This is a genomic window from Coprococcus sp. RTP31081st1_H1_RTP31081_211007, from assembly GCF_040227275.1.
Classification (GTDB): Bacteria; Bacillota; Clostridia; order Lachnospirales; family Lachnospiraceae; genus Coprococcus; species Coprococcus aceti.
The window spans coordinates 61,427-75,379 of sequence record NZ_JBEHVP010000001.1 but is presented as its reverse complement, the minus strand read 5'-3'; the positions used below and the strand labels follow the sequence as shown (position 1 = coordinate 75,379).

The 13,953-nt window shown below is 44.3% G+C and carries 11 protein-coding genes; 2 read left to right on the top strand and 9 right to left on the bottom strand.

Translation table 11 applies throughout. From position 1 onward, the window contains the following. Positions 1–13: 13 nt before the first annotated feature. Genes recG through ABUA31_RS00285 form a run of 3 tightly spaced genes read right to left on the bottom strand, consistent with a single transcriptional unit; the run spans position 14 to position 4,162 of the window. Positions 14–2,050 carry an ATP-dependent DNA helicase RecG gene (recG, locus tag ABUA31_RS00295; RefSeq protein WP_349818329.1) on the bottom strand — a complete coding sequence of 679 codons (2,037 nt, stop codon included), beginning with the start codon at positions 2,048–2,050 and terminating at the stop codon, positions 14–16. A 42-nt stretch (positions 2,051–2,092) separates the two neighbouring features. Further along, positions 2,093–3,784 (bottom strand): DAK2 domain-containing protein, encoded by a 1,692-nt coding sequence (locus ABUA31_RS00290; RefSeq protein WP_349818328.1) that lies wholly within the window; start codon positions 3,782–3,784, stop codon positions 2,093–2,095. A gap of 18 nt (positions 3,785–3,802) precedes the next feature. After that, positions 3,803–4,162, bottom strand: a complete 360-nt coding sequence (locus tag ABUA31_RS00285; protein WP_015534873.1) for an Asp23/Gls24 family envelope stress response protein — start codon at positions 4,160–4,162, stop codon at positions 3,803–3,805. Positions 4,163–4,386: 224 nt separating this feature from the next. Here ABUA31_RS00285 and rpmB point away from each other — a divergent pair, with 224 nt between their 5' ends. Beyond that, a complete protein-coding gene (gene rpmB, locus ABUA31_RS00280; protein ID WP_015534872.1) occupies positions 4,387–4,572 on the top strand; it encodes a 50S ribosomal protein L28 in 186 nt (61 codons plus the stop codon). 320 nt (positions 4,573–4,892) lie between these two features. Here the strand turns inward: rpmB and ABUA31_RS00275 are convergent, their stop codons facing one another. From ABUA31_RS00275 to ABUA31_RS00250, 6 genes are all read right to left on the bottom strand, one after another. Beyond that, on the bottom strand, positions 4,893–5,309 hold the full coding sequence (locus ABUA31_RS00275; RefSeq protein WP_015534871.1) for a GerW family sporulation protein: 417 nt from the start codon (positions 5,307–5,309) through the stop codon (positions 4,893–4,895). A 1-nt stretch (position 5,310) separates the two neighbouring features. Then, positions 5,311–6,207 (bottom strand): DUF2953 domain-containing protein, encoded by an 897-nt coding sequence (locus ABUA31_RS00270; protein ID WP_349818327.1) that lies wholly within the window; start codon positions 6,205–6,207, stop codon positions 5,311–5,313. Between the two features lie 32 nt (positions 6,208–6,239). Then, complete coding sequence (locus ABUA31_RS00265; protein ID WP_015534869.1) at positions 6,240–6,563, bottom strand: hypothetical protein; 324 nt, start codon at positions 6,561–6,563, stop codon at positions 6,240–6,242. A gap of 24 nt (positions 6,564–6,587) precedes the next feature. After that, complete coding sequence (locus ABUA31_RS00260) at positions 6,588–8,015, bottom strand: hypothetical protein (RefSeq protein WP_015534868.1); 1,428 nt, start codon at positions 8,013–8,015, stop codon at positions 6,588–6,590. 47 nt (positions 8,016–8,062) lie between these two features. Continuing rightward, positions 8,063–8,908, bottom strand: coding sequence for a DUF1751 domain-containing protein (locus tag ABUA31_RS00255; RefSeq protein WP_022216549.1), 846 nt, complete (start codon positions 8,906–8,908; stop codon positions 8,063–8,065). A gap of 173 nt (positions 8,909–9,081) precedes the next feature. Further along, positions 9,082–9,417 carry a LysM peptidoglycan-binding domain-containing protein gene (locus ABUA31_RS00250; protein ID WP_238050250.1) on the bottom strand — a complete coding sequence of 112 codons (336 nt, stop codon included), beginning with the start codon at positions 9,415–9,417 and terminating at the stop codon, positions 9,082–9,084. A 214-nt stretch (positions 9,418–9,631) separates the two neighbouring features. On the opposite strand from ABUA31_RS00250, the gene ABUA31_RS00245 reads away from it, so the two are divergent. Beyond that, on the top strand, positions 9,632–13,852 hold the full coding sequence (locus ABUA31_RS00245) for a 2-hydroxyacyl-CoA dehydratase (RefSeq protein ID WP_161171813.1): 4,221 nt from the start codon (positions 9,632–9,634) through the stop codon (positions 13,850–13,852). The last annotated feature ends 101 nt before the right edge of the window (positions 13,853–13,953 follow it).

Below are 13,953 nucleotides of genomic sequence, written 5' to 3'. Positions count from 1 at the left end.
CCCCTTTTTTTATTTATAATACAGGCATAGTGTACAGCCTGTCATCCCCTTTATTTATCAGTTTCGCATCTATCTCCTGTCCATAGCGGTCGTATACGTCCTGCGCCGCCCTAAGCATGTCAGCATGATTGTATATATCCCCAACCTTGAACATCAACTCCCCGCTCTGTCTTATTCCAAAGAAATCGCCCGGGCCCCTCATCTTGAGATCCTCACCGGCTATATAGAAGCCGTCATTTGATTTCTCCAGAACATTCAGTCTCTCCATAGTATCCTTGTCCTTTTTTCCGCTCATGAAAATGCAGTACGACTGGAGATTTCCTCTTCCTACACGTCCCCTGAGCTGATGGAGCTGCGCAAGGCCAAAACGCTCTGCATTCTCCACCATCATAACTGTGGCATTTGGATTGTTTATTCCAACCTCTATGACCGTAGTTGAGACAAGAATGCTTATCTTACCATCCGCAAAGTTCTGGAGAATCCTGTTCTTTTCCTCCGCCTTCATCTTACCGTGCAAACATACCACCGAAGTGTCAGCGCCATATCCATCCCTGATGGACTTCTTCAGCTCCTCCGTATACTCGGTCACATTTGCAACATCGTCCAGAACTTCGCTGGCCTCCACCATCGGGCAGACTATATATATCTGATGCCCCTGTGAGACCTCCTTCATGATAAAGCCGAGAGCCGTCTTCCTGTAGCTCTCATCCACAACGCAGTTCTTGATTGGGATTCTTCCTGCCGGGAGCTCATCTATAACTGAAATGTCAAGATCGCCATACATGATGATCGCAAGGGTTCTCGGAATAGGTGTGGCACTCATAACAAGCGTGTGCGGAGCTTCTCCCTTTGACGCAAGTCTCTCGCGCTGCTTTACACCAAATCTGTGCTGCTCATCAGTTACAACGAGCGCCAGTCTTCCATACTCCACCTTGTCCTGTATGAGGGCATGTGTTCCGACCACAACCTGCACATCCATATTCTTGATGCGACTGTACATCTCTCTTTTCTCTTTCGCTGTCATGGAACCCGTCAGAAGTCCCACAGATATTCCGTATGGCTCAAACAGTGAACTGAGCTCCTTGTAATGCTGAACCGCCAGAACCTCAGTCGGTGCCATGATCACTCCCTGATAGCCACTTGCAGCCACTGCGTATAATCCGGCTGCTGCAACTATGGTTTTTCCTGATCCGACATCCCCCTGAACCAGCCTGTTCATGACATGTTCAGAGCGCATATCGTCAAGCATATCACGCACCGCATTCATCTGCGCCCCGGTAAGCCTGAACCTCAAGTTCTCAATAAACGTCCTGACCTCCTCATCACAGTTTATTATACATGTATTTTCTGCATACACATTGTCGTCTTTTATCCTGTGAAGGTTTGATATAAAGCTGTAAAATTCATCAAATGCCATCCTCTTCACAGCCCCCTTGAGCTTCTGCTCATCCTGAGGAAAATGAATCGAGTGGATAGCCTTTTGTATACCCATAATATGGTACTCATCAAGCACATTGTCATGCAGGTAATCCTCAAGCCTGTCTATGGCTTCCTCTGCGCCTCTCACAGCCTTCTGTATGGTCTTCGAGGTTATACCGGGCGTTACCGTGTACACCGGCTGCCAAACATGCGTAAGTTCGCCGTATTTATCATCAGTGTAGTATTCCGGCTGCGTCATGGTCATCATACCGCCCTTATAAGCCACATTTCCTACAAACACAAACTCCTGACCTATATGAAAGAAATTACGCAAAAAAGGACAATTAAACCAGGTAAGTTTAATTGTCCCAGAGAAATCCTTTGCGTACAATATTACTATGGTCAGTCCATGTACTTTTCTGACCTCCGCACGGCTGTTCACAACAGCCCTCACGGACTGCCTGCTTCCCGCCTGCAGATCTGATATATCCACTGGATCCTCATAGGTGACATATGTCCTGGGGTAATTGAGAAGCAGATCGTTCACCGTCTCTATCCCAAGCCGGGCAAATGCCGACGCAGTCTTGTCACCTATGCCTTTTATTGTCTTTATGGAGTCATTCAATTCCATACATACACCTCTTCACAACGGATCTCACAGATACACAGAAAGTTATTCCACAGATACTATATAATAGTATATCGGCTGTCCGCCATAGTAGCACTGCACATCAACGTCCGGATATGCCTCCTCCACTCTGCCAGCAAGCTTCTGCGCATCCTCCTCAGACACATCAGCACCATTATATATGCTTATAACCTCTGAATCCTCATCGACCGCATCTGCGATCAGTTCAAATGTTACATTCTCTATATCATTTCCAACACTGACAAGCCCCTTATCGCCGATACCCATGATATCGCCCTCCTTGATGGCCTTTCCATCGATCGAGGTATCTCTTACGGAATAAGTTACCTGTCCGCTTTTGACATTCTTGACAGCCGACTTCATGGCAGATCTGTTCTCGGCCACATCGACTGTACTGTCGAATGCGATCATGGCGCTTATGCCCTGAGGAGCATTCGCGGTTGGAATCACAATTATATTCTTATCTTCACACAGAGTTGCCGCCTGATTAGCCGCAAGAACAACATTCTTATTGTTCGGGAGTATAAATATATTCTCGGCATTCACATCATCGATCGCATTGAGCATATCCTCAGTGCTTGGATTCATGGTCTGTCCGCCTTCTATAACACGGTCTGCTCCAAGCTCTTCAAAAAGAGTCTTGAGACCATCACCCATGGATACCGTAATAAATCCATACTTCTTACGAGGCTCCTTATGCTCCTGCTTTCTGTGCTGCCTCTCTTCCTCCTGCTTCTCGGCCTCATCGCGCTCTGCCTGACCGATAACACGCTCATGATGCTCTATCCTCATGTTGTCTATCTTCATATTAGTAAGGTATCCAAGTGTAAGACCCTTTTCAAATGCCTGACCAGGATGGTTGGTATGCACATGTATCTTAACTATATCATCAAGAGATACACATACTATCGAGTCACCTATAGACTCGAGGAAGCTCTTCAGATCATCCTCCTCAGCCTCGCCATATGGCTTCTCAAGATTGATAATAAACTCTGTACAATATCCAAACTTTATATCCGCTGTGGATATGGAATCGTTGCCTGCGCCTGTGGATGTTCTTGCCACATTCACTGTTCCTGTGTTCTTGCTGAGTTCAACTGTAACTCTGCCCATGAGACAGTCGACAGCACCCTTGAGCACCACCATGAGTCCCTGTCCACCTGAATCGACCACGCCGGCTTCCTTCAGAACCGGAAGCATCTCAGGAGTGGAATCAAGAACGGCATCTCCATATTCAATAACCTCGTCACAGAACTGTGCAAGGGACATATCTGCATCAGCACACTCCCTTGCCTTGGACGCCACGCCCTTGGCAACTGTGAGAATCGTTCCCTCCTTAGGCTTCATGACAGCCTTATATGCAGTCTCTACAGCCTTCTGAAAAGCGTCTGCTATAACGTGAACATCTATGGTCCTTGCGTCCTGCACTTTCTTGCTGAAGCCTCTCAAAAGCTGTGACAAAATTACACCTGAGTTACCTCTGGCGCCTCTGAGCGAACCTGTGGACATGGCCTTTGCTATGGACTTCATATCATCAGGTGCCGCCTCAACCTCCTTCACTGCAGACAGGATTGTCAGCGTCATATTAGTTCCTGTATCTCCGTCAGGCACAGGGAACACATTAAGTTCATTGATATATTCCTTGTTCTTATCAAGATTATTGGCACCGGCAATAAATGCTTTCTTCAGTGCAAGCGCATCAATCGTATTACTCACTTTACTCTATCCTCCAAACTAATCAAGTACTTTAACATCTTCAACATAGACATTGATATGGCTGACCTTAAACGACGTAAAATCCTCTACCTTGTACTTTACCGACTGCATAAGATTGTCTGTGACAGCCTTTATACTAACGCCATAAGCAACAACTATGTGCAGCTCAATGACTATATCACCATTCTCATCAAAACGTACATTTACACCCTTAGAAACATTGTCTCTGCGGAGCTGCTTTACAATTCCGTCCTTGACACTGACTATTCCCATTCCTACTATTCCAAAACAGTCAAGGGCTGTAAGTCCTGCAACCTGTGCAACAACACTCTCATCTATACTTACTTTACCGTTATCGCTATTAATATATTCCTTCATACACGACTCCTTTCTAACAAAGTCACCAGTGTTCATCATATCTACCGACTTATAAACACAATTACTCATCAATTATAGCATAAATCTAATTTTATTCTATAGTATTTCTTCATTTCCAATAAAAAATAAATATTTTGCTTGCATATGGAAAAATAATCTGCTATTATATGTCTTGTTGTGAACTTAGGAAGAAAGTTAGTTTATTCATTGAAGGAGGTGCTATTATGGCAAAATGTTCAATTTGTGATAAAGGTGCTCATTTCGGTATCAAAGTGAGCCACTCTCATAGAAGAGCAAACAAGATGTGGAAGTCAAATGTTAAGTCTGTTAAGGCTGTAGTTGATGGTACACCAAAGAAGATCTATGTTTGTACATCTTGCTTAAGATCTGGTAAGGTCGAGCGTGCATAATATTTGCATAATATCACCGATTCAGTTCTGGTATAAATAAGAGTGATGATCCTCAAGGATCATCACTCTTATTTTTTTATCTGCAGGAGAATATATAAGATAACAGCAATAATATAACGATTATGAGAAATTCCACAAATCCACTTATGAAATATCCTATAACCACTCCCACCGCTGTGAAAAAAAACGCAAATCCTGTGAATTTTTTCCAGATAAAAAATCACCACCATAATGATTTATTATCATTATATGTGGTGACTTTTTAATAATGCATTTCCCAACGCACTGAATCTTACTTATATTATATATTCTGATATTTATTATTCTGTGACAGATTCCTCTGACTGTGCGACATCATTTATCGCCTTGTCAACATTCTTCTCTTCCTCTGTCTTGTCCTTCTTGAACAGACCCACGATCTTATCTACGACCTCTGGGGCCATGTCTATGATCTTTGTTACGGCATCCTGGTTCTTGAGATTTACAAGTCTCGTATTTCCTCCTGAGACGACAAGAACAGCAGACGGGCTCATCTTTGCTCCGATTCCTCCGGCAGCTTTGTTGCCGTCCTGCTTATTGAACGCTCCGGCAGCCATACCAAAATTGACATCTACAAGAGGAATAATGATCGTGTCACCGACATACACAGGCTCTCCCACCACCGATTTCGATGATATAAAGCCATCCATTCCCTTAAACATAGAACCCAGTGTTCCCTCAATATTCATATTTGCCATATCAATTTCCTCCTGATATCTTTTTTAATCGAGCAATAGTTATCTTGACATTCTTGTTCCAGATCACCTTCAGCACGCTCCAGCCGATTGTTCCAAGTCTTATCCTGCCCTTCATGAACAGGTCTCCCTCCAGCCGGGCTTCAGAGAAATCCGGTGTTATATCTATATTATCATAGTATAGCGGGAAAAGCAGGCTCATATACCCCAGGCGCTCACCTGTTGTTGCCGGGTCATCCGCACCATATATGATCTGCCCCTTAAGCTTTGTGGGCTTAAGATGCTTTAACACCTTTATCAGTTCAACCTTGAAAACTCTCATGGCTTCCTTTGTTCTGACATTGTGTACAAGCTTAGTATAGCCATCTTTTTTCTTTTTCAGACTGGCAAACTTCTCTGACAGATCTTTGAACTTCGATACAACCGTCTTTGCCATACTGTCTATCCTTCTGCCCAGCCTGATGAGCGGCCCCGGTACGGGCTCCTCAAATTCGCTGTCCTCAAGAAGAAACTGCCTGTCCTCCGGCTCCACCGATGGATAGTCTTCATATCCCGGACTGTCAGAAGCTTCTTCCTCTGTCTCAGCCCGACTGTATTCCCCGGGTTCAGAATATACCTCTTCTTCCGGCTCCGGTATGGCACTTTTTTCGCTGCCCATGATGGTTCCGCCAAACAGCCTCAGCCTGTACCGAAGGCCGTCCGAATCATACAAAACCTTAAAACACAGGACAAAACCAAGCCATCTGGCAGAGAACTTCGCAAATATGTCATCATTCTTCTTCACATACGCCCTGTATCTCACCGGCGCAAACAATACGAGAAGTGCAAGAAGCACTACCAGTCCCACCAGCGACAGGATAACTATGAGCAGTATCTTCAATATCAACCAAACAATATGCATGCTCCATCCCCTTAGACCCAGAGACTATCTGGTCACGATGCAAAAAATCTCTCCACATCAACATCCCCGGTCTTCTTATATATATCATCTATTATATCCCTGACAAGCAGTACAGCCTGGAATCTGCTTGGAGCTGCACCGACAATATGTATAGCATCGCCCATGTCAGTGTAGATCTTCTGCCTGAGTTCATTCAACTCATATATCTCCAGAATCCCATCTCCAAACAACGGAAGTGTGATAACGAACACTCCAGGCACATATTTTACTCTATGGAAGCGCCTTATTCCTCTGACCATCCTTATGATCTGCCGGTCCCGGGCTCCACCAACATAAAACTTATCATCAATGACCATATTCAATCACCTGTAATAAACAGTTTATTCTTCCATCATCTGCTTTATAACAATATAGTCCGCAAGAAGTTCACTCTTTTCCCTGCATCTCGAAAGAGATCCGTTTACATATTCCCTGATCTCATCAGTGGTGTTGAAGAAAACAGGTATGTTGGAGAGTATCTTTGCCATGATGGCTCTGTTGACTGTCATTGAGTTGGCCGCAAACAGATCTGCAAACTCATTTGTCAGCTTCTCCTTACATGCAGCTATATAATCAGTATCCACATTGAGTACGCCCATCACAGCTATATTGTCTATATCCACAAACATACTTCCCGAGAGAAGCTTATCCATGATCTCCAGATCTCTGTATGTATCCTGAAGCTCATTTGCGGCAATATCATCGGTGTAACCGGTTGAGATGTCGTACACAGCGGACTCAAGCATTACCTTATGCTCTCCTGCCAGCTCCTGTTCTCCGACGATATCGTCAAGGAGTGCATATACATCCTCAAGATGCTCTCCGTCGTCAGCGACAGCCTTCTCTATGACAGTCATCGCTTTCTTACAGCTCTCAGATACGCCTTCCTTTGAATCCAGCGCAAGCATCATAACATAGAGATCGTTTACAAGCTCTATGATGAGCATATATTCAGTCACAACCGAATTCAGGAATGCTGCACTTCTGTCCAGCACATCAGTGAGCTTTCTGTAACCATCGTAATCAAGAGCAGTGTAATCACCGGCCTTTAAGACCTCAAGCGCCTCATGTAGTTCAGGGTACTCTGTCTCAAATCCCTCTGGAAGTCTTATGAGAGCAGTATTCTCGATCATCTCAATAAACTGGTCAAGAGACTCCTTCTCCACTCCATTATATATATCAAGCGTTTCTCCCAGAATGTCATAGAATCTGTTCTTTGTCATACGTATCGGGAGCTGTCCTATGATGGACTGCAGTTTGGAGTTAATGGCAACCTTGTCCTGATCTGCGAACACAAATCTGTATATCTCTTCTGCAAAGTCACTGACGCCCGCCTCATCGAGCTCCTTAAGCTCCTTCTGTATCTCCTCGTCAACATTCTCCGGATAACTGTATTCTTTCCTGTTTAAAATATACTCATACATCTCAAATGCATCCGTGTATGATGTGAGCACCTTCATCTTGGCTGTTATGGTGTTCCTGACATCCGAGATAAGCTTCATGTCAGCATCCTCGCACACCGTCTTATCTCCCACAACAAAGTCGCCTATCAGCTTGTCGATCACAGCCTGGCACTGAGCGATATATGGATCATCAGGGACATCCCCATCCATATGCATGTCCTTGAGTGTCAGGTAATTCAAGGTGAATTTGTGGCATGCATATTCATAATTTGCTTTCGATGCCACCCCTGCAAACAGTGCAAGATTCCTGTCCAGATCCTTCTTTCTCTGTATATCGGTTATAAGCTTCTTCTCTTCATTATACATAATAAACTTCCTCTTTTATCTTCTTTATAAATCTTTGATCGTATATCCTAGTTGTGTGTATGGGTAAACAGATGATCCTGACAATACTCCTTGTTACCTGTACACTTTGAGCAGTACCTGAACTGCAGATCAGGATAATCTTTGTCCGTTCTTCCACACACAACGCATCTGTGTCCGATATTCTCCTGTTTTGCTGTCCGCACCTGCCTGTTATAATTCCGCCGCCTCTTCATCTGCTTTGGCGAAAACTTTCTGAAGTTCTTCGTGCTCAGATAGAATATCACAAAGCTCACAAGTGACATGGCTATGTTCACTCTTCCCATAAATGTCTCATTGATGAAGTAATACGCTATAATGACGATATACAGTATCGAGAGATACTTCATCTTGATTGGTATGATCATGGCGTATAACACGCTCATGTCAGGATAGCATACCGCTATGGCAAGGAATATGGACATCAATATATAATATGTCGATGCATATGCGAAATAACCAGTCGAGCTCGCGTAATCATACCTTATGATATAGGTACAGAATATGTGTGCAAGCATTATACCGATCATGGTAAACAGCATGGAGCTGAACATGTACAGATTATAAAGGAATGTTCCGATAGTACGTTCCAGCAGAGATCCCAGACTGTAGTAAAATATCAGCATGATTATCGTGAATATATCGACACCGAATACCGGTGGTGTGATTATCCATGTGAAAAGTCTCCACACCTGTCCATGCATTACCGCCGCCGGATCAAGTGTCAACATGAACAGTATCTTTGGCTGGAACATGAACAACAGATATCCTATACCGTAGCCTATGATGAGGTATAATGTGAGGTTTCGAATGGAGTATCTGCCAAACTTCTTCTCGATCTTACTTATTATATTCATAGAAAAACTCCTGTCATACTTTTTTAAACTACACCTTTTGAATTATATAATATAAAAAATGAGTTTACAACAGTAGAATAATTAAGTTTTTCTAACCTGGCGGATAACAGCAAAATAGCTGCCAGCTATAAACCGGCAGCCAGGACAGATATCATACAGCCATGTGCATCCATCTACTTCTGAAAGTCCACATACTTTATCTCCATGTCCGTGGCAAGGGCCATCTTGTAGAGATCCGGATTGAATTTGAACAGATCATCCGGAGATACTCCGGTATTCTTAAGGACATCCTCAAATGTATCTCCATCCTGCACTGTATATATAAGAAAATCTTCCTCCATGATCACGGGAATACACACTTCATCCCCCGGCTGCATATTGTATACGTTGATGTACGGGTTTGCTGATATGATGTCGCTGAGCTTTACCTTGTATATCCTGGACAGCTTATACAGTGTGTCCCCTCTCTTCACTACATGGATAACTCCGTTACAGGTATCAAAATTCATAGCTTACCCCTGAAAGGCTTTTTTATAATATATTCACCTCCGATGATATAGTTACCTGCAAAAAACTTTTATTTTTACATTTTCTGGTAATGGTTAAGTTTTTATAAAGTCATTGTATTTTTTTAAACCCTACACTATAATAAAGTAGCTTTATCGGCAGAAATGTCGAAATCAAACACATTCAACACACAAAAGAAATTGGAAGGGTTGTTTTATGTACACATTAGGAATTGATATTGGATCAACAACAGTTAAGGTTGCTGTCCTTGACAAGGACAACAAGATACTTTTCTCCGATTACAAAAGACATTTTGCAAATATCAAAGAAACACTTAAAGATCTTGTACAGGAAGCAAAGGATGCCCTCGGCGAGAACGAGGTCAATCCATGTATAACCGGTTCAGGTGGACTGGCTCTCGCCCAGCTCATCGGTGTGCCATTTACACAGGAGGTAGTCTGTGTATCAGAGGCACTGCAGGACTATGCACCACAGACCGACGTTGCCATAGAGCTCGGCGGTGAGGATGCCAAGATCATATATTTTACAAACGGAATAGAGCAGCGTATGAATGGTGTCTGTGCCGGAGGTACAGGCTCATTCATCGACCAGATGGCTACACTTCTGCAGACCGATGCATCAGGTCTTAACGACTATGCAAAGGATTACGATACCATCTACCCTATCGCTGCAAGATGTGGTGTATTTGCCAAGACAGATATACAGCCACTCATCAACGAGGGAGCTACAAAGCCAAACCTGGCCGCTTCCATATTCCAGGCCGTTGTCAACCAGACTATATCCGGTCTTGCATGTGGTAAACCTATCAAGGGCAATGTTGCATTCCTGGGCGGTCCTCTTCACTTCCTCCCGGAGCTGAAGAATGCATTTATCAGAACTCTTAACCTGACAGGTGATGCCATCATAGATCCGGGACACTCACATCTGTTTGCAGCCGTAGGTGCCGCCATGAACTCCAAGCCTGAGGTATCCATGACACTTTCAGAGCTTATACATGCACTCTCACAGGAGCTCAACCTCTCCTCAGGTGTAGAGAGACTTGCGCCACTCTTTGAGAGCGATGAAGATTACGAGAAATTCAAGGCAGATCACAACAAGTACGCCGTAAAGCGCGGTGATCTCGCAACATATAAAGGAAACTGTTTCATCGGTGTCGATGCCGGTTCAACCACCACAAAGGTTGCACTTGTCGGTTCTGACGGTGAACTGCTCTACGACTTCTACAGCAGCAACAACGGAAGTCCACTTAACACCACCATCAGAGCTATAAAGGATATATACAGCAAGCTTCCTGAGGGCGCAGTGATCGCAGGCTCATGTTCTACTGGTTACGGTGAGGCTCTTATCAAGCAGGCTCTCTCTCTGGATTTCGGTGAGGTTGAGACAATAGCCCACTACACAGCCGCAGCATTCTTCGACCCTGAGGTCGACTGCATTCTTGATATCGGCGGTCAGGATATGAAGTGTATCAAGATCAAGAACGGCGTTGTAGATAACGTTATGCTGAACGAGGCCTGTTCATCAGGATGTGGATCATTCATAGAGACATTTGCGAAGTCACTGAACTATGACATAGCAGATTTTGCGCACATCGCCATCACAGCGAGAACACCTATAGACCTCGGTTCAAGATGTACCGTTTTCATGAATTCAAAGGTTAAGCAGGCGCAGAAGGAGGGCGCATCCGTGGCTGATATATCCGCCGGACTTGCCTACTCCGTCATCAAAAATGCCCTGCTCAAGGTTATAAAGCTCACGGATCCAAAGGATCTCGGAAAAAACATCGTGGTACAGGGTGGTACCTTCTACAACGATGCAGTTTTAAAGAGTTTTGAAGTCATATCAGGAAGAACAGCCATAAGACCTGACATCTCAGGTATCATGGGTGCTTTTGGTGCTGCCCTCATCGCTAGGAACAAGTACAAAGAGGGATTTGTCACGACTATGCTCCCTATCGAGGAGATAAGAAAGCTCACATATGAGAGCTCCATGACAAGATGTAAAGGATGTACAAACAACTGTCTCCTCACAATAAACAAATTCTCAAACGGCAAGAGGTTCATCACCGGAAACAGATGTGAGAAGGGTGTCGGTCTGAAGAAGAACGCAGACAACATTCCTAACCTCTTTGAATATAAGCTTGGAAGAATATTTGGCTATGAGTCACTTAAGCCTGAGGAGGCAAAGCGTGGCGTGATAGGTGTTCCTCGTGTACTCAACATGTACGAGAACTATCCTTTCTGGCACACATTCCTCACAAAGCTTGGATTCTCAGTTGTACTGTCTCCAAAGTCATCGAGAAACATATACAGCCTGGGTATCGAATCCATACCTAGTGAGTCAGAGTGTTACCCTGCCAAGATCTCACACGGACACGTTATGTGGCTGCTGAAAAATGGAATCAAGTCCATCTTCTACCCATGTGTACCATATGAAATGAACGAGACTCCTGAGGCAAACAATCACTACAACTGTCCTATCGTTGCTTCTTATGCAGAGAACATCAAGAACAACATGGAGGAACTCAAGGCTGACGACATAACATTCATCAGACCATTTGTGGCCCTGGACAACGAGGAAGCTCTCGTAAAACGTATGTACCGTGAGATGTCCAAGTACTATGATGTGACAATGGACGAGATTGGAAGCGCCATACATGCGGCGTACGCAGAGGCAGAGAAGGTCAAGGAGGATGTGCGTGCTAAGGGCGAAGAAACTCTCAGATACATTGATGAACACGATATGCTCGGCATAGTTCTGGCTGGTCGTCCATATCATCTGGATCCTGAGATCAACCATGGTCTCCCAGAGCTCATCAACTCATACAAGATTGCTGTATTTACCGAGGATTCAGTCGCACACCTTGGCAAGGTCGAGAGACCTCTTATTGTCTCCGACCAGTGGATGTACCACTCAAGACTGTACAAGGCAGCCAACTACGTCAAGACCTGTGACAACTTAGAGCTCATACAGCTCAACTCATTCGGCTGTGGTCTGGACGCTGTAACAACTGACTGTGTCAACGATATACTTACCAAGTCAGGCAAGATATACACTGTCCTCAAGATCGATGAGGTCAGCAACTTAGGTGCAGCAAGGATCAGAATCAGATCCCTCATAAGCGCGGTCAACTCAAGACATGAACAGCACTACAAGACATGTCCGTCAAGCAGTGCCATCAACAGAATAGAATTTACCAAGGAGATGAAGAAGGACTATACAGTTCTTGCACCTCAGATGTCTCCTATCCATTTCGATCTTCTTGCACCTGCATTCAAGTGCATGGGAATCAACATTGAGATCCTGCCGGATGCAACCAAGGAGACGATAGATGTTGGTCTGAAATATGTAAACAACGACGCATGTTATCCATCTCTGATCGTTGTCGGACAGATGATGAGCGCCATCACTTCAGGAAAGTACGATGTGAACAAGCTGGCTGTCATCATGAGCCAGACAGGAGGCGGATGCCGTGCAACAAACTATGTAGGATTTATCAGACGAGCCCTTTCCAAGGCAGGCTACGGTCAGATACCTGTAATAGCACTGTCTGCCCAGGGCTTTGAGAAGAACTCAGGCTTCAAGATAAACTACAAGGTAGTAAAACGTGCAATGCAGGCTCTGATATACGGTGATGTATTCATGAGATGTCTGTACAGGACAAGACCTTACGAGAAGGAAAAGGGTTCGGCAAATGCACTCCATGAGAAATGGAAGAAGGTTTGTCTGGAGAGCCTTACAAAGACCGGAAGCAACGCAGTATTCAAGAAGAATATACAGGGAATCGTCCACGACTTCGATACTCTTCCACTCCTTGATATCAAGAAGCCTAGAGTCGGAATTGTTGGAGAGATACTTGTAAAGTTCCTGCCATCAGCCAACAACCACTTAGTTGACCTGCTGGAAGCAGAGGGAGCAGAGGCTGTTATGCCAGATCTCCTGGACTTCTTCATGTACTGCTTCTACAACAACAATTACAACTATGAGTTCCTTGGCAAGACCAAGAAGGGAGCCATAGTCAGCAACACTGTTATAAAGGTTCTGGAATCCTTCAGAAAACCTGCAAGGGATGCTCTTGAAAAGAGTAAGCGATTCGAGGCTCCTGCCCATATCGAAAAGCTTGCCGCCTATGCAAGACCAATCGTATCCATAGGAAACCAGAACGGCGAGGGATGGTTCCTTACAGGTGAGATGATAGAGCTCATAAAGAGCGGTGCTCCGAACATCGTGTGCGCACAGCCATTTGCATGTCTTCCAAACCACATCGTGGGCAAGGGTGTTATCAAGCATCTGCGTGAGGCATATCCTGAGGCAAACATCGTGGCAGTCGACTATGATCCTGGTGCATCTGAGGTCAATCAGGTAAACAGAATCAAGCTCATGCTTGCAGCGGCAAATAAGAATATGAAGAAATAAAATATCTATATATAACAATTTAAACACATTAAAAAAGAACCTGAAGCAGTCAATATCTTACTGCTTCAGGTTTTTTTATATTTTATTTATTTATGACTCAA